At 62.9% G+C, this 19,740-nt stretch carries 18 protein-coding genes; 8 read left to right on the forward strand and 10 right to left on the reverse strand.

The annotated features are described in order from the left end of the window. Positions 1-143 precede the first annotated feature (143 nt). The 4 genes from ACIQ17_RS17965 to ACIQ17_RS17980 form a co-directional block, all read right to left on the reverse strand. The gene (locus ACIQ17_RS17965; protein ID WP_398470426.1) at positions 144-1,115 is read right to left on the reverse strand and encodes a Bug family tripartite tricarboxylate transporter substrate binding protein; all 972 of its coding nucleotides are present in this window, start codon (positions 1,113-1,115) and stop codon (positions 144-146) included. Positions 1,116-1,291: 176 nt separating this feature from the next. Then, complete coding sequence (locus ACIQ17_RS17970) at positions 1,292-3,616, reverse strand: PAS domain-containing sensor histidine kinase (protein WP_398470427.1); 2,325 nt, start codon at positions 3,614-3,616, stop codon at positions 1,292-1,294. Positions 3,617-3,857: 241 nt separating this feature from the next. Then, entirely contained in the window at positions 3,858-4,826 is a 969-nt protein-coding gene (locus ACIQ17_RS17975; protein WP_398470428.1) for a zinc-binding dehydrogenase, read from the reverse strand. A gap of 7 nt (positions 4,827-4,833) precedes the next feature. Next, positions 4,834-5,829, reverse strand: a complete 996-nt coding sequence (locus tag ACIQ17_RS17980) for an NAD(P)H-dependent flavin oxidoreductase (protein ID WP_398470429.1) — start codon at positions 5,827-5,829, stop codon at positions 4,834-4,836. Positions 5,830-6,029: 200 nt separating this feature from the next. Here ACIQ17_RS17980 and ACIQ17_RS17985 point away from each other — a divergent pair, with 200 nt between their 5' ends. The 8 genes from ACIQ17_RS17985 (at position 6,030) to ACIQ17_RS18020 (ending at position 13,089) form a co-directional block, all read left to right on the forward strand. Then, on the forward strand, positions 6,030-6,488 hold the full coding sequence (locus ACIQ17_RS17985) for a MarR family winged helix-turn-helix transcriptional regulator (RefSeq protein WP_398470430.1): 459 nt from the start codon (positions 6,030-6,032) through the stop codon (positions 6,486-6,488). Between the two features lie 69 nt (positions 6,489-6,557). Then, positions 6,558-7,064, forward strand: a complete 507-nt coding sequence (locus ACIQ17_RS17990) for a (2Fe-2S)-binding protein (RefSeq protein ID WP_398470431.1) — start codon at positions 6,558-6,560, stop codon at positions 7,062-7,064. Then, a complete protein-coding gene (locus ACIQ17_RS17995; protein WP_398470432.1) occupies positions 7,061-8,047 on the forward strand; it encodes an FAD binding domain-containing protein in 987 nt (328 codons plus the stop codon). Before ACIQ17_RS17990 ends, ACIQ17_RS17995 begins: the two co-directional genes overlap by 4 nt. Continuing rightward, positions 8,044-9,342, forward strand: coding sequence for a xanthine dehydrogenase family protein molybdopterin-binding subunit (locus tag ACIQ17_RS18000; protein WP_398470433.1), 1,299 nt, complete (start codon positions 8,044-8,046; stop codon positions 9,340-9,342). The genes ACIQ17_RS17995 and ACIQ17_RS18000 overlap by 4 nt, the downstream gene beginning before the upstream one ends. Further along, positions 9,342-10,355, forward strand: coding sequence for a xanthine dehydrogenase family protein molybdopterin-binding subunit (locus tag ACIQ17_RS18005; RefSeq protein ID WP_398470434.1), 1,014 nt, complete (start codon positions 9,342-9,344; stop codon positions 10,353-10,355). Before ACIQ17_RS18000 ends, ACIQ17_RS18005 begins: the two co-directional genes overlap by 1 nt. A 179-nt stretch (positions 10,356-10,534) precedes the next feature. Further along, positions 10,535-11,020, forward strand: a complete 486-nt coding sequence (locus tag ACIQ17_RS18010; RefSeq protein ID WP_398470435.1) for a hypothetical protein — start codon at positions 10,535-10,537, stop codon at positions 11,018-11,020. A gap of 370 nt (positions 11,021-11,390) precedes the next feature. Next, the gene (locus ACIQ17_RS18015; RefSeq protein ID WP_398470436.1) at positions 11,391-11,693 is read left to right on the forward strand and encodes an ArsR/SmtB family transcription factor; all 303 of its coding nucleotides are present in this window, start codon (positions 11,391-11,393) and stop codon (positions 11,691-11,693) included. A gap of 61 nt (positions 11,694-11,754) precedes the next feature. Continuing rightward, on the forward strand, positions 11,755-13,089 hold the full coding sequence (locus ACIQ17_RS18020; RefSeq protein ID WP_398470437.1) for a zinc-binding dehydrogenase: 1,335 nt from the start codon (positions 11,755-11,757) through the stop codon (positions 13,087-13,089). 142 nt (positions 13,090-13,231) lie between these two features. Here the strand turns inward: ACIQ17_RS18020 and ACIQ17_RS18025 are convergent, their stop codons facing one another. The 6 genes from ACIQ17_RS18025 to ACIQ17_RS18050 form a co-directional block, all read right to left on the reverse strand. After that, positions 13,232-14,206, reverse strand: coding sequence for a 2-dehydropantoate 2-reductase (locus ACIQ17_RS18025; RefSeq protein WP_398470438.1), 975 nt, complete (start codon positions 14,204-14,206; stop codon positions 13,232-13,234). A gap of 175 nt (positions 14,207-14,381) precedes the next feature. Then, positions 14,382-14,813, reverse strand: a complete 432-nt coding sequence (locus ACIQ17_RS18030) for a CBS domain-containing protein (protein ID WP_398470439.1) — start codon at positions 14,811-14,813, stop codon at positions 14,382-14,384. A gap of 337 nt (positions 14,814-15,150) precedes the next feature. After that, positions 15,151-16,437 (reverse strand): oxalate/formate MFS antiporter, encoded by a 1,287-nt coding sequence (oxlT, locus tag ACIQ17_RS18035; RefSeq protein WP_398470440.1) that lies wholly within the window; start codon positions 16,435-16,437, stop codon positions 15,151-15,153. Between the two features lie 217 nt (positions 16,438-16,654). Then, on the reverse strand, positions 16,655-18,160 hold the full coding sequence (locus tag ACIQ17_RS18040; protein ID WP_398470441.1) for a tripartite tricarboxylate transporter permease: 1,506 nt from the start codon (positions 18,158-18,160) through the stop codon (positions 16,655-16,657). A gap of 38 nt (positions 18,161-18,198) precedes the next feature. Next, entirely contained in the window at positions 18,199-18,696 is a 498-nt protein-coding gene (locus ACIQ17_RS18045) for a tripartite tricarboxylate transporter TctB family protein (protein ID WP_398470442.1), read from the reverse strand. A gap of 95 nt (positions 18,697-18,791) precedes the next feature. Continuing rightward, positions 18,792-19,740, reverse strand: a 949-nt coding sequence (locus ACIQ17_RS18050) for a Bug family tripartite tricarboxylate transporter substrate binding protein (protein WP_398470443.1), incomplete at its 5' end; no start/stop codon positions are given.

Consider the following 19,740-nt stretch of genomic DNA (forward strand, 5'->3'; position numbering starts at 1 on the left):
GATCCTCGGCGCGCCGCGCACCTATCTGGTGTCGACGACGTTCAACTTCTAACGTTGACGGAGCACGCGAACGATTTCATCACGCATCGGACCGCCGCGATATCATCGCGGCGGTCTTGGTGTTCACGGGACCTGCAACCAACTCACTGCTGCTCCGGCTTCACCTTGCCAACCTCGACGACTGTCTTCCAGCGGTCGAGTTCGCTTTTCAGGAATGTCTCGAATTCCGCGCCCGAATTGGCGACCACCTCGAAGCCACTATCGTTCAGCTTCTTTTTCAGGTCGGGCGCAGTGAGGGCCGTGGTGATCGACTTTTCCAGCTTGCCTTTCACGTCGGCCGGCATTCCCTTCGGTGCGACGAAGGCCTGCCATGAATAAATGTTGAGGTCGCTGATGCCGAGCTCCTTCAGGGTCGGCGTGTCCGGGAAGGACTCCGAGCGCGTGTCGCTGGTCACCGCCAGCAGCTTCACCTTGCCCGAGCGAATATAGTTCGCCACCGCGCCGAGGTTCTGGAACGACACATCAACATGGCTGCCGATCAGGTCCGTATGCGCCTGCGAGCCGCCTTTATAGGGCGTGTGGATGCCGGTGGTGCCGGTCTTCTGCCAGAACAGTACGGCGGACAGGTGATCGGACGAGCCGACGCCCGATGACGCGAAGGTCACCTTGTCCGGATTCTTCTTCAGATAGTCGGTGAACTCCTTCACCGTATTGGCGGGAAAATCGGGCCGGGTGATCAGCACATTCGGATTGCGCACCGCGACGGAGAGAAGGTCGAAATCCTTCAGCGGGTGATAGCCGGGGTCCTTGTAGAGCACCGGATTGATCGCGATGACGCCGATCGAGCCCACCATCAGTGTGTAGCCGTCCGGCTTGGAGCGCGCGAGCTGGGTCGCGCCGATCGATCCATTGGCGCCGGGCTTGTTCTCGATGACGAAGTTCTGCCCGAAGCTTTCCTGCATCTTCTGCGTGGTCATCCGCGCGGTGGTGTCGCTGGCGCCGCCGGGCGTGAACGGCACGATCACGGTGACAGGTTTGGCCGGGTAATCTTGTGCCGACGCGGCCGACGGCAAAGTCAGCACGAGCAGTGCTGCCGCAAAGTGGCTCAGCTTCATCGCATGTCCTCCCTGGACTGTTGTTGTGTCAGAGGCGATGTCTGTGCATCGCTCTCGGGCGTCCGCGCGCCAGCCGCCGCTCTCCATGGAAGGCGGTGCCCGCGCACAATCTAGGGTATAGACAGGAGGAGCCGCATCCAAGCGGCTATTCGACGCGTCGGGGTGTTTTCGGGAGCTTACGCCGCCCGCGAGACCTGCATGGCGCCGCGCCGGCCCTCCAGCGGCAGCGAGATGCAGACCACGGTGCCGACATCGGGCTTGGAGCGCAGCTTCATGGCGCCGCCGTGCAGGCCGGTGAGGGATTTTGCAATCGCGAGGCCGAGGCCGGAGCCGTGATAGGTCTTGGTGAGCTGGCTCTCCACCTGCTCGAATGGTCTGCCCAGGCGCTTGAGCGCATGCGGGGCGATGCCGATGCCGCTGTCGGCGATGATCAGGGCCACCGAGTCCTTCATCACGCGGCTGCGCACGGTGACGCGTCCGCCATCGGGGGTGAACTTCACGGCGTTGGACAGCAGGTTGACCAGGATCTGCTTGATGGCCCGGCGGTCGGCGGTGACGGCGACATCGGCGGCGATATCGGCGCCGAGCGTCAGGTTCTTCGCTTCGGCGCGGCCGGAGACCACGCGGATCGATTCCGACAGGATCTGTCCGAGATCGAGCGGCTCGAGATCGAGCTTCATGCGGCCGGCCTCGATCTTCGACATGTCGAGGATGTCGTTGATCACTTCCAGCAGATAGTGACCGCTGGTGAGGATGTCATGGCAGTATTCGCCGTATTTCTCCGAGCCGAGCTGGCCGAACATGCCGCTGCCCATGATCTCGGAGAAGCCGATGATGGCGTTGAGCGGCGTGCGCAGCTCGTGGCTCATATTGGCCAGGAATTTCGACTTCGTCGCATTGGCTTCCTCGGCGCGGGTCTTCTCTTCCGAGTATTTCTGCGCGAGGTCGGCGAGTTCGAGCGCCTGTTTCTCCAGCGCGGCCTGCGAATGCTTGAGATCGATAACGGTGGCGCGCAGGCGCAGGTCGTTGTCGATCAGCTTCTGCTCGTGTTCCTTGATGCGGGTGATGTCGGTGCCGACCGAGACATAGCCGCCGTCCTTGGTGCGGCGCTCGCTGATATGCAGCCAGGTGCCGTTCTCGAGCTGCGCCTCGAAGGTGCGCGCGCCCTGCGCGGTGCTGTTGGCATCGGCGAGGCGCGAGCGCACTTCCGGCATGCTGCCGACTTCCAGTACGGTCTCATAGGGCGTGCCGGGGCGCACCGCGGATTCCGGCAGCTTGTGCAGGCGCTGGAAGTGCGAGTTGCACAGCACGAGGCGGTCTTCCGCATCCCACAGCACGAAGGCTTCCGGGATCGTCTCGATGGCGTCGCGCAGGCGCACATCGGCTTCGACGCTCTTCTGGGCCAGGCTCTTCTGCTCGGTGACGTCGATGGCGATGCCGATCAGGTGCTGGCTGCCGTCGCTCTGCCCCTGAACCAGTTCGCAGCGCAGCTGCAGCCAGATCCAGTGGCCGCCGCTGTGCTGCATGCGAAAGGTCTGGTCGATGTGGTCGAGCTGCTGCGAGACGAGCTGGTCAGCGATCTCGAACAGGTTGATGTCGTCCGGCCGCACCAATGCGTTGACTTCGCCGAAGGTGAGCAGGTCGCTGCGGCTGTCGAGGCCGAGCATGGTGAACATGGATTGCGACCAGAAGATGCGGCCGCGCGACAGGTCCCAGTCCCACAATCCGCAGCGGCCGCGATTGAGTGCGGTGTCGATGCGGCCACGCACGGCATCATTGATGGCATCGCCTTCGCGCGCGCGGGTCGATTGCCAGTGGAAGGCGAAGCCGAGGATCAGCACCACGAAGCCGGTGGTGGCGGATAGCGTGATCGACAGCGCCGACTCCGAGCGCCAGACGGAGTCGTTGTTCTCCTGCAGCACGAGGATCTGGCCCGGCAGTGCGCGCACGATGCGGCGTGTGGCGAGTGCCTGGTTGCCGTCGGGCAGGGTGACATCGAACACATCGGTGCGCTGGCTCTGGGCCGACATGTTCTGCGCGGCGCTGAGCAGGTCGAGGACGCGCTTGTTGTCGCGCTCCGGCACATCCGTCGGCATGCGGGCGATGATGCTCTGGTCGGCGCCGAGCACGATGACGTGACGACCAGGAGCAATGCCCCATGCGGGTATCAGGCCCGGCAGCAGCGCCTGCAGCTTGTCGATCGCGGCCGGGCGGTCCTGCCGGACGGCGCCGTTGCGGTCGAGACGTTCGGTGACCATGTCGCCGAGTGCGGTGAGGTCACGCTTGAGCGAGGCTTGTTTCTGGCGGCTGTGATCGACGACCTGGACGAAGGCGCCGAAGAAGATCGTGATGAGGAAAGCGATGATCAGCGTGGGCACAGCACGGCGGAGTGCCGGTTCTGCGATGAGCAGCCGGTGGTATGCCGGCTTCGCCATCGATTGCGCCAATCCTTTGATCGAATCGGATTGGACGCATGCGTTGTCCGCATGCGCACGCGACATACTCTGCCCCCTCGGAAAATCTGTGATGTCGATCGAACCCCAACGCCCCGCCACTTCGAATCGACAAGAGCAGTATGAATCCACTTTCCGCACAGTGTCGAGAGTCAACGAAACGTTAACGTGAAATAAATGCTATCCAATGGAAACTGAGTGCGCGTTCGGACTCAAAACCGAGTCCGAAACGCGAACGCCGCGCAGTGATGCGCGGCGTTTTCATTTTCAATGACTCGCTTTGCGCGCGTTACAGCGTCACCACGATCTTGCCGAGATGCTTGTTGGCTTCCATGTGGTCGAATGCCGTTCCGATTTCGGCGAACGGATAGACCTTGTCGATCGGCAGTTTCAGCTTGCCGGACTCGACGGCCGGCCAGATGTCCGCACGCACGGCGGAGAAGATGTCGCGAATCTCTTGCATGGACCTGGTGCGGAAGGTGACGCCGATATAGTTGATGCGCCGTGCTGCATGCAGGTCGAAGTTGAAGTCGCCATGGGTGCCGCCGAGGCGGCCGACATTGACGATGCGGCCGAGCACCTTGGTCGCTTTCAGATTCTGGTTGGCGACGGGCCCGGAGATCTGGTCGATGATCAGGTCGACGCCATCGCCTCCGGTGGCCTTGAGGACCTCATCGACCCAGCCGGCTTCTTTGGAGTCCACGGCAAGATCGGCGCCGAATTCACCGAGCCGGCCGCGACGCGCCGCGTGGGTCGATGAGCCGATCACCGGCTTTGCGCCCTTGAGCCTGGCGATCTGCAAGGCCATCAGGCCGACGCCGGAACTCGCGCCTTGGATCAGCACCGATTGTCCCGCCTGCAATCCGCCCACCGTCACCAGCGCATTGTGCATGGTCGAGAGCGCGACGGGCAGGGTGCTGGCGATCTCGAAACCCATGCCGGGCGGGATGTGGAACAGGCGGCCGTGATCGGTCACCGTATATTCCGCAAAGGCCGCACCGCCAGAACCCATCACGCGCTCGCCGACCTGAAAGCCTTTTGCTTCTGGTCCCAGTTCGGCAATCTCGCCGGCCCATTCCATGCCGAGCACGGTGCCGACGCCGCCGGCCGCGCCATGGACATGGCCCTTGGTCATGCCGAGATCGGCGCGGTTGAGGCCGCAGGCTTTCACCTTGACCAGCACCTGCGTGCCGGTCGGCTTTGGCGCGGCGATATCGACGATCGCCGGGCCCTTGTCCGTGTAGACATAAGCCTTCATCGCTTGATCACTCCGCGGCCTGGCGCTGTCCGCCCGACAGCATGGCGTCGAGGCGGCTGCGGATGATGGTCTCGGCTTCGTGCATGATGCGCGAGACGAGTTCCTGGCACGACGGAATGTCGTCGATCAGGCCCTGCACCTGGCCGGCCGACCAGATGCCGCCCTCGCTGTCGCCGGTCGAATAGACCAGCTTGCCGCGCGCGCCGGCGACGAGGTCCTTGATCTGCTCGAAGGTCGCGCCTTGCTTCTCCATCGCCACGACCTGCTGGCTCACCGCATTCTTGGCGACGCGCGAGGTGTTGCGCATGGTGCGGAAGATCAGGTCGGTGCCGCGCTCGTCATTGGCGACGATGCGTTCCTTCACCAGCTGGTGGATCGGGCTTTCCTTCGTGCACATGAATCGCGTGCCCATATTGATGCCCTCGGCCCCGAGCGCGAGTGCTGCGACAAGGCCGCGGCCATCGCCAAAGCCGCCCGAGGCGATCATCGGGATCTTCACCTTGTTGGCGGCTGCCGGGATCAAAATCAGGCCGGGGGTGTCGTCCTCGCCGGGATGGCCGGCGCATTCAAACCCGTCGATGGAGATCGCATCGACGCCCATGCGCTCGGCGGAGAGCGCATGGCGCACGCTGGTGCATTTGTGGATCACCTTGATGCCGTGCTTGCGGAATTCGTCCACATGCTCCTGCGGCTTGTTGCCGGCGGTCTCCACCACCTTGATCCCGGCCTCGATGATGGCCTGGCGATATTCCGCATAGGGCGGCGGCTTGATGGTCGGCAGGATGGTGAGGTTCACGCCAAAGGGCTTGTCGGTGAGGTCGCGGGTGCGCGCGATTTCCTTGCTCAGGTCTTCCGGCGTCGGCTGGGTGAGCGCGGTGATCAGCCCGAGCGCACCGGCATTGGCGACGCCCGCGACCAGCTCGGCGCGGCCGACCCATTGCATGCCGCCCTGGACGATCGGGTGCTCGACGCCGACGAGTTCGGTGAAGCGTGTCTTGATCATGATGGGTCCTCTGGTTTCCCCGGGGGCGCATTGGGCGCCGATTGGTTCTTGCTTGTTCGGGGGCGGAGGATGCCGGTGGGGCGCGGCAATGTCTACCGCCACCGGACATGGCCCCATGCGCCGGTGATGCAGGTCTGATCCGTGCAGGCGTCCCGGCCGATCGCTGGAACTGGCGCGGCGAACATGCTTTTCTCCCGCCCATGAGCAAGACGACGACCAAGCCGACCACCGAGCCGTCCCAGGACGAGATTGACCAGATGACGCGCGTCTTCGAGCGTTTCGCGCGGCGCTTCAAGGTGGCCGAGGCGGCCGCAGCCGCCGACAACGCGCTCAATGCGCTTGATGCGCAGACGCTGGTCTATGTCGATCAGCATCCGGGCTGCCTGATGGGCGACGTCGCGCGCTTCCTCAATGTCGCCATGACCACGATGTCATCTTCCATCGATCGTCTGGTGAAGAAGGCGTTCGTGGAGCGCCGCCGGCCCGAGGACAATCGCCGTGCCGTGGCCTTGAGCACGACGGATACGGGGCGGGGCGTGGTCGAAGACCATATCGCCGGCTACCGCACGACCTGCCTGGTCATGCTGCGCGCGCTCGACCCGACCGAGCGTAAGGAGTTGATCCGGCTCACAGAAAAAATCGCCGACAACGAAACTTGAACATTACGAATTTCGTATTATCTTGAGCGTGCCGCCGGCCCGTAAGGCTGGTTCCTGACGGAGGCGCTCATGGCCATTGCCATCAATGGTACGGACTATCCGCTGCCCGACGATCCCCGGGTCTCCCTTCTCGATCTCCTGCGCGAGCAGGCCGGCCTGACCGGCACCAAGCTCGGTTGCAACCAGGGCGCCTGCGGGGCCTGCACCGTCATCATCGACGGCCAGCGCGTGTTGTCCTGCCTCACGCTTGCCGTGCAGGCCGATGGCCGATCCGTCACCACCATCGAAGGTCTGGGCAATGAAAGCACGCTGCATCCGTTGCAGCAGGCCTTCATCACCCACGACGGCCTGCAATGCGGCTATTGCACGCCGGGCCAGATCTGCTCCGCCATCGCCATGATGGACGAGCTGCGCCGCGGCGATCCCAGCTATGTCACGTCCGATCTCGCGGCCGGGCCGGACGCCCGCATGCGCGAGGAAATCCGCGAACGCATGAGCGGCAATCTGTGCCGCTGCGGTGCGCATAACGGCATCGTCGAAGCCATCGAAACGCAATTCGTCGGAGGCGCAGCATGACGCCGTTCCAGTATCAGCGCGCATCCGATGCCGCCGAAGCCCTGACCCTCGCCGATGCCGGCCGCTGCCGCTTCATCGGCGGCGGTACCAATCTCGTCGACCTGATGCGGCAGAATATCGAGGCGCCCGCCGCGCTGGTGGATGTCAGCCGGATGCCGGCCTCCATCGAGGAGGAGGGCAATGGCGGCCTGGTGATCGGCGCGGCGGTGCGCAACAGCACGCTGGCCGCGCATCCCGTGGTCCGCGCGCGTTATCCCATGCTGTCCCGCGCATTGCTGGCCGGTGCCTCCGCGCAGATCCGCAATATGGCAACGGTCGGCGGCAATCTGCTGCAGCGGACGCGCTGCTCGTATTTTTATGATGCGGCCGGATCGAACTGCAACAAGCGCCAGCCCGGCGCCGGCTGCGATGCCCTCGAAGGTTTCAGCCGCAATCACGCCATCCTCGGTGCATCCGAACACTGCATCGCGACACATCCGTCCGACATGAGCGTGGCGCTCGCGGCACTGGATGCGACGGTGCATCTCAGTGGCGCCGATGGCACGCGGCATGTCCCGCTAGTGGACTTTCATCAGCTGCCCGGCGCCACACCCGATATCGAGACGATGCTGCGCCCGGGTGAATTGATCACCGCCGTTTCCATTGCGCCAAGTGCGGCTGCCGCACATTCGCGCTATCGAAAAGTTCGCGATCGCTCGAGCTATGCTTTCGCGCTGTTCTCGATCGCGGCCGGGCTGGATGTTGCCGATGGCCGTATCCGGGATGTCAGGATCGCCTTCGGTGGTGTCGCTGCAAAACCATGGCGCGCGCACCGCGCCGAGGACGCATTGCGCTGCGAGGCGCCCACGCGCGACAACTTCCTTCGCGCGGCCGAAGCCGAACTCGCTGCGGCCAACCCCACCGAAGCCAATGCCTTCAAGGTCGAACTCGCGAGGCGCACCATGGCCGCCGTTCTCGGTGAACTGGCAGGAGCACGCTCATGAGCAAGCTGCAGAACGCGATCGTCGGCGGTGTCCGCACCGCGATGGGCTATGTGCCGTCGAGCTGGTTGCCGGGCGGCACGCCCGATCCCTTGATCGACAAACGCGTCGCGCTGGGCACGCAGCAGTCGCGCATCGATGGTCCCGACAAGGTGCGGGGTGCTGCGCGCTTCGCCGCCGAGGTGCCGATGGAGCGCATGACCTATGCGGCCTTCGTGCATTCCACCATCGCGCGCGGAAAGATCGTGCAACTCGACTCTGCGGCTGCCGCGGCCGCACCGGGCGTTGTGCTGGTGATGACCCATCGCAATGCGCCGAAACTGGCGCTGCCACCGCCCATCGGCCTCACCAATCTCAAGGCCGCCGGCAATAACATCCTGCCGGTGATGCAGGATTCGGAGATCCGCTGGAACGGGCAGACCGTGGCCGTCGTGCTGGCGGAAACACAGGAACAGGCCAATCACGCAGCCTCGCTGATCTCGGTTCAATACGAGAAGGCCGCCCCGCGCACGCGCTTCGAGGAGGGCAAGGCGCATGCGCAGACGCCGCACTCGCTGATGATCGAGCCCAACCGGCTCAAGCGCGGCAATCCCGATGCAGCGTTCAAGGCCGCGGTCGCGAGCACGGATGCGGTCTATCGCACGCCCTGGCACAATCACAATCCGATCGAGCCCAATGCGGCGACCATCGCATGGAACGGCGACAGCCTGATCATCCATGACGCCACGCAGATGCTGAACGGCACCGCCGGCTCGCTCGCAAAGGTGTTCGGCATCAAGGAAACCCAGATCCATGTCAGCTCGCCTTATGTGGGCGGCGCGTTCGGCGGCAAGGCGCTGTGGGATCACCAGATCCTCGGCGCCGCGGCATCGAAGCTCGCGGGCCGGCCGGTGCGGATCGCATTGTCTCGCGCCAGCATGCATCGCCTGATCGGCGGCCGCTCGCAGACCGAGCAGCGCGTGGCACTCGCCGCCGCGGCCGATGGCAGGCTCACCGCTATCCTCCATCACGGCTATTCGGTGAAACAGCCGCACAGCGCCTGCGACGAAGCCTTCACCCTGGCGAGCCGCTCGCTTTATGCATCGGACAGCCACGACATCGTTCAGCACACCATCGATCTCGACCTGCTTGCAAATACGTTCATGCGGGCGCCGGGCGAAGCGGTGGGCACCTTCGCGATCGAGAGCGCGATGGATGAACTGGCGCATGAGCTCGGCATCGATCCGATCGCGCTCCGGCGACGCAATATCGGCGACAGCGATCCGGTCAGCGGCGCGCCACGTTCGCAAGCGACCTGATGCTCGCTTATGAAATGGGCGCAAAACGTTTCGGCTGGCATCGCCGCACGGCGACACCGCGATCCCAACAGACCGGCGAATGGCTGATCGGCATGGGCTGCGCCACCGGTTCCTTTCCGTATGCACGCATGCCCGGCATGTCGGCGAAAATCACCATCGACAGCCATGGGCGCGCCACGGTCTCCAGCGCGGCGCACGAGATGGGCATGGGCACCACCACGGTGCAGCGCCAGCATGCGGCGGATCGGCTCGGCCTGCCGCTGGAAGATGTCACGGTCCGGATCGGCGACACCAGCCTGCCATTCGCGAGCTTTGCCGGCGGCTCGTCGCAGACGGCGTCGCTGGGTGCAGCGATCAATGCGGCCAGCACCAAGCTCGCGGGTGATCTGCTGCGGCTTGCCGGCAATGACACGCCGCTCGCGGGCCTGCGGGCGAGCGAGGTCGAGTTCGCCAATCACGGCCTGCGCAAGATCGGCGAGCCATCGCGCTACGAGAGCTTTGCGTCGATCCTCAAGCGCTCGGCGCGCAGCGAGGTCAGTGCGATCGGCGAGAGCGGGGCGCCGCTGGAAATGCTGAAATTCTCCATGCACAGCCGCTCGGCGATCTTTTGCGAGTTGCGCGTCAGCGAGGTGACCGGCGAGGTTCGCATCGACCGTCTGGTCGGCGCTTTCGATTGCGGCCGCATCCTCAATCCCAAGACGGCGACCAGTCAGTTCAAGGGCGGCATGATCATGGGCATCGGCATGGCGCTCACGGAGGAGACGCTGCTCGATCCGCGCAACGGGCGCATCATGAGTGCGTCGATGGCGGATTACCATGTGCCGGTTCATCTCGACGTGCCGGAGATCGACGTGTTGTGGACCGACATTCCCGATCCGCGCACGCCCATGGGCGCGCGTGGCATCGGCGAGATCGGCATCGCCGGCGTTGCCGCGGCCGTTGCGAACGCGGTGTTCAACGCCACCGGTAAACGCATCCGCGATCTGCCGATCACGCCGGACAAACTCCTGTGAACGCATGTCCGTAGGGCGGATGAGCGGAGCGTCATCCGCCGCGGAGTTTCAGCTTTGAACCCGGCCGGCGGATGACGGCTCCGCCTCATCCGCCCTACGGCAAACCGCCAATGAACCATCCTGCATTCAGCCGGCACAAATGATGACGCGACCGGCGTCGATCTAAAAGGACCTCTCTCATGAAGACTTCACAGAAAGCTCTCGTGGCCGTCGCCGGTCTGGCGGCGTGCCTGCTCGCAATGGTCACGCCGGCTTCCGCGCAGTCGGCGTTCGCCGGTATGCATGGCGCCTGGTCGGGCTCGGGCACAATTCTGCTCTCCGACGGATCGAAGGAACGGCTGCGCTGCCGCGCCAGCTACCGCGTCTCGGCGGGCGACAGCACGCTGCAACAGTCGCTGCGCTGCGCCAGCGACAGCTACAAGTTCGAACTGAGCAGCGACGTGGTTAGCGAAGGCGGCCGTGTCTCCGGTTCCTGGAGCGAGAATTCCCGCGGCATCAGCGGCAACCTGCAGGGCCGCGCCAGCGGCGGGCGGATCAATGTCACGGCGGACTCGCCGGTCTTCACCGCAAACATCACGCTGACGACCACGGGCAACAGGCAGTCGGTCTCGATCACGTCAGAGGGCGACATCCGCCAGGTATCGATCGCGATGGTGAAGAGCTAGCAAGGACGTAGGGCGGATGAGCCGAAGGCGTCATCCGCCGGCCGAGTGCACAATTGAAACTCCGCGGCGGACGACGCTTCGCTCATCCGCCCTGTAGCAGCGCGTAGGATGGGTTGAGCACAGGCGCGCAGCGCCGGAGCGATACCCATCACCGCATGCTCCGGTGCTGGTGGTGATGGGTATCGCTTCGCTCAACCCATCCCACGGCGCGCTGACGACCACGGGTGACAGGCAATCGGTGTCGGTACCTCGCAAGGCGACATGCGGCAGGTTTTGATCGCCATGGTAGAGAGCCAGCAGTCGCCCCACGGGGCCGGGTTGCCATGGCTCGGTGTATTGACATATCGGTAAATGCCGATATATCCATCCTATGGATTTGCTCGAAATATTCAAAGCCCTTTCGAACCGGACACGTCTCGAAATCGTGCAGGGTTTGAAAGACCCCGTGAAGAACTTCCCTCCGCAGGACGAGGGGGACGTTCGCACGGTCGGCGTCTGCGTCAGTAGTATCCAGGAAGGCGTCGGACTGTCGCAATCGACGGTGTCGGATTATCTCGCAACTCTGCAACGAGCAGGCCTGGTCGAAGTCAGGCGCATTGGTCAGTGGACCTACTATAAGCGGAACGAAGCCACGATCAGCGCCCTTGCCAAGATCATCGGAAAAGAACTGTGATCATTTACCCCGTTATATCGAAAAATCTCGATATTTCGTTTTCCAGAAATGAGGAACTGCGATGAAAGCGATGACCCTTCAATCCTTTGGCGGTCCGAAAGCGTTCGAACTTCGCGACGTGCCAACGCCCGTTCCGCATGCCGGACAAGTTTTGGTGCGCGTCCATGCCACGTCGATCAATCCCCTGGATTATCAGGTTCGGCGAGGCGACTATCGCGACCTGGTACCATTGCCGGCCATCACCGGACACGACGTATCGGGCGTTGTCGAAGCGGTCGGGCCGGGTGTGACGACCTTATCTCCGGGAGACGAGGTCTGGTACACCCCGCAAATCTTTGACGGGCAGGGAAGCTATGCCGAGTACCACGTTGCTGCCGAAGGAATCATCGGGAAGAAGCCTGCCTCGCTGAGCCATCTCGAAGCCGCCAGCCTGACCCTGGTTGGCGGGACGGTGTGGGAAGCATTGATCGTGCGCGCGGCGCTCAGGGTGGGGGAAAGCATTCTGGTCCATGGCGGCGCGGGCGGCGTTGGGCATGTGGCGATCCAGATCGCAAAAGCCATGGGTGCACGCGTGTTCACGACCGTGCGTGAAGCAAACTTTGCCTTCGCGCGAAGTTTGGGGGCGGATGTGGTGATCGATTACAAAAACGAGGATTATGTCGATGCCATCATGCGGGAAACGGATGGCCGCGGCGTCGATGTCGTGCTCGACACGATTGGCGGCAATACGTTGTCGCGCAGCCCCGACGCGCTCGCACAGCTTGGCCGCGTTGTCTCGATCGTGGATATCGCACAGCCGCAAATCCTCGTTCAGGCCTGGGGCAAGAATGCGAGTTATCACTTCGTTTTCACGCGGCAGAACCGCGGCAAGCTCGATGAGTTGCGTGCATTGGTCGAGCGCGGCCAGCTGCGGCCACATGTGGGCGCTGTCTATTCGCTTGCCGATATTCCACTCGCCCATGCCTTGCTGGAGACTCCCAATAACGGTGTTCGAGGAAAAAATCGCGATAGCGGTCGACCCGTCGGCATACACTGCGCGTGCGAACTCCCGACCGCTGGAAGCCGCTTCGAAGGTGCAACCATGATCTATGAGATCGCCCAGTTGCCCGTTCACAAGGAATGTACAGACGCGTTCAGACAGGCATTTGCCGAAGTCGCTCCGTTGCTTGGCCGCGCAGAGGGGTATTGCGGTCACTTCCTCGCACGGGGGATCGAAACGCCCGAACTGTTCCACCTGATCGTGCGATGGCAGTCACTCGAGCATCACACGCCGGGCTTCGAAGCGAGTGAAGACCATCGGATATTCATGATGGGATTGCAGGAGTATTTTTCGGCAGAACCGAGGGTCTGGCATATTGAGGGCGCGGCTTCTGCTACAGGCGAGTATCTTCTTTGAAAACAGAGAGAGCACTTAGCGGAAGCTGGGTGCGACGATCAGGAGGCTCTGCCGAATTCAACTGCAGCTGCGCCGTTACCTGAGCAATCGAAGGGCTGATGAAGCAGGAATGCCAATCAGCCCTACGGTCGTCTGTTCGTCCTCAATACAATCCCGCCACCCTCCCGCGCTGTGCCACCAGCGCCAGCACGGAATCGATGGCCGGCGTCGGGATGCCGGTGAGACGTCCCATTTCCTGCACCACGGTCACCAGTGGATCGATCTCCATCGGCCGGCCGCGTTCGAGATCCTGCAGCATCGAGGTCTTGTGCGCGCCGACTTTTCGCGCGCCCTCGATGCGGCGCTCCACATCGACGCGAAAGCCGATGCCAAAGCTCTCGGCAATCGCTTGCGTCTCCAGCATCATCGCCTTGGACAATGCGCGCGTGCCGTGATCGGTGCAGATCACGTCGAGCGTGGCATGGGTGAGGGCGCTGATCGGATTGAAGCAGACATTGCCCCACAGTTTCAGCCAGATCTCGTCGCGGATGCGATCGAGGATCGGTGCCTGCAGCCCCGCGCGCTCGAACAGGGCGGCGAGGCGCTCGACATCGCCTGTGCGTTCGCCCGAGGGCTCGCCGAGCGGAAACCTGTCGCCATAGATGTGCCGGATCACGCCGGGCGCCGCGATCTCGGTGGCGGGATAGACGATGCAGCCGATCGCACGGTGCGCGCCGAGCTCGTTCCATTGCCGGCCGCCGGGATCGACGCTTTCCAGCGCGGTGCCTTCATAGCGATTGCCATGGCGGTGGAAGTACCAATAGGGGATGCCGTTCACGGCGGTGACGAGGCGGGTGTGCGGGCCGAGCAGCGGCTGCATCTGCTCGATCACGCCGGTGATGGAATGCGCCTTGAGGCAGATGATGACGTAGTCCTGTTCGCCGAGGTCAGCGGGATCGTCGGTGCAGGGGATATGAACGACGCGCTCTTCATCGCCGATCAGCAGCTTGAGGCCGTTGGCGCGCATCGCTGCGAGATGGGCGCCGCGGGCCACAAGGCTGACATCCGCGCCCGCACGGGCGAGCTGCACGCCGAGATAGCCGCCGATGGCGCCGGCGCCGTAAATGCAAATCTTCATGCGATGTCCCCGAAGCAGGCGTTGCGGAGAAACGACAAGGGAGATTGCGCCGCGGACCGCGTGCGGTCCGTGGTGAGGTGAGTGTGTAGGGCGGATTAGCGAAGCGTAATCCGCCGACCGATTGTGTAGTTGAAACTCCGCGGCGGATTACGGCTTCGCCTAATCCGCCCTACGTTTAAGCCACAGCCGCCTGCAACTGCGGCGCTTCATCGTGATCGAGCGCGCGGCTGATGTCGCGGATGCTGATCACGCCAACCAGCGTGTAGTCGTCGATCACAGGCACATGGCGGATGTGATGCCGGTTCATCAGGCGCCGCACATGTTCGAGCGTGTCGCTGGAGGTGCAGGAGATCAGCTGCTGCACGGAGATCATTTCGGACACCTTGCGATTGACGCCGGCGGCGCCGTGCTCGGCGATGGCGCGCACCACGTCGCGCTCGGAGAACATGCCGACCGCGGTGTTGCCTTCGGTGCGGCACACATCCTTCACCACAAGCGCGCTGATATTCGCAGTGCGCAGCAGCTGGGCGGCGATGGCGACGGTCTCGTTCATACGGACCGTGGCGATACGGGTGCTCTTACGACGCAGTACGTCTCCGACTTGCATGGCAACCTCCCTCGATTTTTCGCGTCGATCCGTCCTTTGGCTGATTGGCTGAGGATCGATCTCGCAAGGGCAAGAGTGGTATACGGTATGCCAGTTGTCAACGCGTGAGTTGGAGGACGATAACCGAAATATGCAGAAGGGGCAGGAATACTGCCATTACTCGCGCTTCCAGCTCTGCGTCGCCGGTATCACGAGATTTCGTAGGTCGATATCTGGTATGCCACGGACGATTTGAGCGCCTCTGTGTCGCCTCCGGCTTGCCGCAAGGAGGCCGCAAGAAAAATGCGCTCATCCTTGCAGATGAGCGCATGTGGTTGGCCAGGATAGCCTTTCGGCGTCAGGTCATCGCCTTGGCCACCACCACCTTGCGCCACGGCTTCAGCACCGCGATGGCGAGCAGCGAGGCGAGGATGTTGGCGCCGGCGGCGATCAGGAACACGCTGTCCCAATTGCCCGATCCCTGCTGCATGTAATTCGCGACCGGCACCAGCAGCGCTGCCGTGCCCTTGGCGGTGTAGAGCAGGCCCGCATTGGTGGTGGCGAATTTGGAGCCGAAGGTGTCGGTGCAGGTCGACGGGAAGAGCGAGTAGATCTCACCCCAGGCGAAGAACACGAAGCCCGACAGCAGCACGAACCACAACGGATCCTGGCCCCACATATACAGCGCCCAGATGCCGAGACCTTCCATGCCAAAGGCGATGAACATGGTGTTCTCGCGGCCGATCATGTCGGAGATCCAGCCGAAGAACGGACGCGTCAGACCGTTGAGCACGCGGTCGATGGTGGCGGCGAAGGTGACGGCCGTCATGGTCATCGCCATCAGGGTGACCGGCACATTGTCGATCTTCCAGTCGGCAGCAATCGGCTTCAGATTCGCCGTGACCATCAGGCCGCCGGCACCGACGATGACGAACATGAAATACATCAGCCAGAAGATGGGATGGCGGATGACTTCAGTCGGCGCGTAGTTGCGGCGGGTCTGGATGATGTTGGCGTTGGCCACGACTGCCGGCACCTGACCGGCCTTCGGCGCGAACAGGAAGAAGGCGAGGATCACGATCACGATGCCCTGGCCGAGACCGAAATAGAGGAAGGTGGTCTGGAAGCCGGAGTCCTTGATCATCGCCTGGATCGGCGCCACGGTGAGCGCAGAGCCCGCGCCGAAGCCAGCAGCCGTGATGCCTGCGGCCAGGCCGCGCTTGTCCGGAAACCATTTCAGCGCATTGCCGACGCAGGTGCCATAGACGCCACCAGCCCCGATGCCCGCGATGATCATGCCGAGATAGAAACCGTTGAGCGTCGTCGCCTGCGCATTGATGGCCCAACCGAGGCCGCACAGGATGCCGCCGACCAGCACGACGATCTTCGGGCCGTATTTATCGACGAACCATCCTTCCACCGGCACCAGCCAGGTCTCGAACAGCACGAACAACGTGAAGGCCCACTGGATCGAGGCGCGGTCCCAGCCGAATTTTTTCTGGATGTCGGGGACGAAGAAGGTCCAGCCATATTGGTAGTTGGCGATCATCACCATCGCGCCAACGCCGATGGCGAGTTGGGTCCAGCGATAGGCATCGCTGACGCGCGCGGCACTGGGCGCCGCTCCGTGAACTGCATCAGTCATACTTCCTCCTAATGCGCTGTTCTATTGCGTGTTCGACAGCTGCAACCGGGAGTTTGGTATATGATATGCCAAGTCACAAGCGAAATCTTGACAGTTTGTCGCAGCTAGTTTCGCATAGCTGAATGTTGTGCTGCAACACGAGTGGCGGTGTTCTGATAGCACAAAGCCGGCGGAGATATCCGCCGGCTTTGTTTTTGAACAGTTATTTGAAGTGTAGTTACGCTGTTGCAGCGCGGGGTCGTAGACGCGAGAGGCCATTCGAGATCACCGACCAGAACAATGCGATCAGGCCAAGGATCATGATCGTCGAAACCAGCGGGTTGGAGAAGAAGATCCCGAGCGATCCTTGCGAGCCGAGCAGGGACTGCCGGAAGGCTTCTTCGGCCTTGTCGCCGAGCACGATGGCGAGCACCAGTGGGGCCAGCGGATAGTTGCACTTCTTCAGCGCGTAGCCGATCACGCCGAACACCAGCATCATCACCACGTCGAAAGTGGAGTTGTGCACGGAATAGGCGCCGATCGCACACAGCACCAGAATCAGCGGCGCGATGATGCTGAAGGGCACGCGCAGGATCGCGGCGAAGATCGGCACGCAGGTCAGCACGATGATGAGGCCGACGAGATTGCCGAGATACATCGAGGCGATCAGGCCCCAGACGAACTCCTTCTGCTCGACGAACAGCATCGGGCCGGGCTGCAGACCCCAGATCAGAAGGCCACCGAGCAGCACGGCTGCGGTGGGCGAGCCGGGGACGCCGAGCGACAGCATCGGCAGCAATGCCGAGGTGCCGGCAGCGTGGGCGGCGGTCTCCGGCGCGATGACGCCTTCGATCTCGCCCTTGCCAAAGTTCTTCCCGTTCTTCGACACGCGCTTGGCGATGCCATAGCTCATGAAGGACGCCGGCGTCGCGCCTGCGGGCGTGACGCCCATCCAGCAGCCGATGATGCAGGAGCGCAGCGACGTCATCCAGTATTGCGGCAGGCTCATCCAGGTGCGCAGCACGACACGCAGGTCGATCTTCGCCTTGCCGCCGCGGAAGTTGAGGCCTTCCTCCATTGTCAGGAAGATTTCGCCGAGGCCGAACAGGCCGATGACCGCGATCAGGAAGTCAAAACCGTTCAGCATTTCGGTGAAGCCGAAAGTGAGGCGAAGCTGGCCGGTAATGGAATCGAGGCCGACGGCGGCGAGCGCGAAGCCGATCATCATGGCCGCGATGGTCTTGAATGGCGGCTCCTTGCTCAATCCGACGAAACTACAGAAGGCGAGGAAATAGACCGCGAATTTCTCCGCGGGCCCGAATCGTAAGGCGAAGCCTGCGACCAGTGGCGCGACCAGCGTGATCATGATGACGGCAAACAGTGCGCCAACGAAAGAGGAGGTGAACGCGGCGGTGAGCGATTCCGCGGCTTTGCCCTGCTGGGCCATTGGATAGCCGTCGAAGGTGGTCGCCACCGACCATGGTTCGCCCGGGATATTGAACAGGATCGAGGTGATCGCACCTCCGAACAGCGCGCCCCAATAGATGCAGGACAGCATGATGATGGCTGAGGTCGGCGGCATGCTGAAGGTGAGGGGGAGCAGGATGGCGACACCATTGGCGCCGCCGAGACCAGGCAGCACGCCGATGATCACGCCGAGCACGATGCCGAGAACCATCACGGCGATATTGAAGGGCTGCAGCGCGACCGCGAAGCCGTGGAATAGATTGACGAGTTCTTCCATGTCGAAAAGTCCTTGAACCGACTGTCAGGCGCGACGGATTACAGACCAAGCCATTCCTCGATCGGCCCCTTCGGGAGCGGCACGAGGAACCAGCGTTCGAAAATGAGATAGGTGACGATCGGCATGCCGAGCGCGACGGCGGCGATGATCGGCCAGTTGTATTTGCCGAGCCAGCGCATGAACCAGGCGATGAAGATCATCGATGCGAGGTAAAGGCCGATGAAGGGCAGCGACGCCACGTAGATGCCTGTGGGAATGATGACGCTGAACACCTGGCGGAGCTGCCCCCATTCGGCGAACAGCGTGCCGTCTTCTTCCCGCAGCGTGTTGAAGAGATTGATCAGGCTGGAGATGATGATGAAGAGGCCGATATAGAACGGGAAGAAGCCGGCCTTCGGTCCTTCGGCGCCCCAGTTGATGCCGGCCTTGACGCTGCCATAGACGACGAGGGCGCCGAACAGGCTGATGACGGTGGTGACGCCCGCCTCAACGGCTTTGTGAGTCGGACCTGTGGTGTGAGATGATTGCGTGGTCATGAGACGTCCATTTCGAACTTGCGGATCGGGCTGGGAGCGGCCGGCTCAGTGACGTGAGCCGGCGCAACATGTGCGTCTTCAGTTCAAACGCGGGCTCAGTTGCTCGCGAGGAAGCCTGCTTCCTTCATCAGCGTCTCGTGACGCTTCTCTTCCGTGCCGACCCAGCCGGCATAGTCGCCGCCGGTCATGAAGGTGGTATTGAAGGCACCGCTCTTCATGAGGTCCTGCCACTCAGGCGTGGCACGTACCTTCTTGAACAGCTCGACATAATATTCGACCTGATCCTTGGTGGCCTTGGGCGACATGAAGATGCCGCGCAGCATCACATATTCGATGTCGAGGCCCTGTGATTTGCAGGTCGGGATGTCTTTCCAGGCCTTGCCGTCGGCGACCGGCTCGTCATAGGCCATGACCTTGCTGTCAAAGACGCAGAGCGGGCGCACCTTGCCGCCACGCCACTGCGCGACAGCCTCGATGGGATTGTTGACGGTGGAGTCGACATGCTGGCCGACGAGCTGCACGGCGACTTCGCCGCCGCCTTTATAGGGAATGTAGGTGAACTTGCTGCCGATCGCCTTTTCCATGGCGACGGTGATGATCTGGTCTTCCTGCTTCGAGCCCGTACCGCCCATCTTCATGGTGCCGGGAGGCGCGGCCTTCACCGCCTCGACATACTCCTTCACCGTCTTGTAGGGCTTGTCCGCATTGACCCAAAGCACGAACTCGTCGAGCGCCAGCATGGCGACCGGGGTCATGTCCTTCCAGTTGAAGGGAATGCCGGTGGCGAGCGGTGTCGTGAACAGGTTCGACAGGGTGATGATGATCTTGTGCGGATTGTTGTTGGCGGTTTTCACATCGAGAAAACCTTCGCCGCCGGCGCCGCCCGACTTGTTGATGACGACGAGGGGCTGCTTCATCAGATTGTGCTTGGTGATGATGCCCTGGATGGTGCGCGCCATCTGGTCGGCGCCGCCGCCGGTGCCCGCCGGCACGATGAATTCAACCGGCCTGACCGGCTCCCAGGCTGCGGAGGCGGGGAGGCTG

Origin of the sequence: Tardiphaga sp. (assembly GCF_044340795.1) — a bacterium.
Taxonomy (GTDB): Bacteria; Pseudomonadota; Alphaproteobacteria; order Rhizobiales; family Xanthobacteraceae; genus Tardiphaga.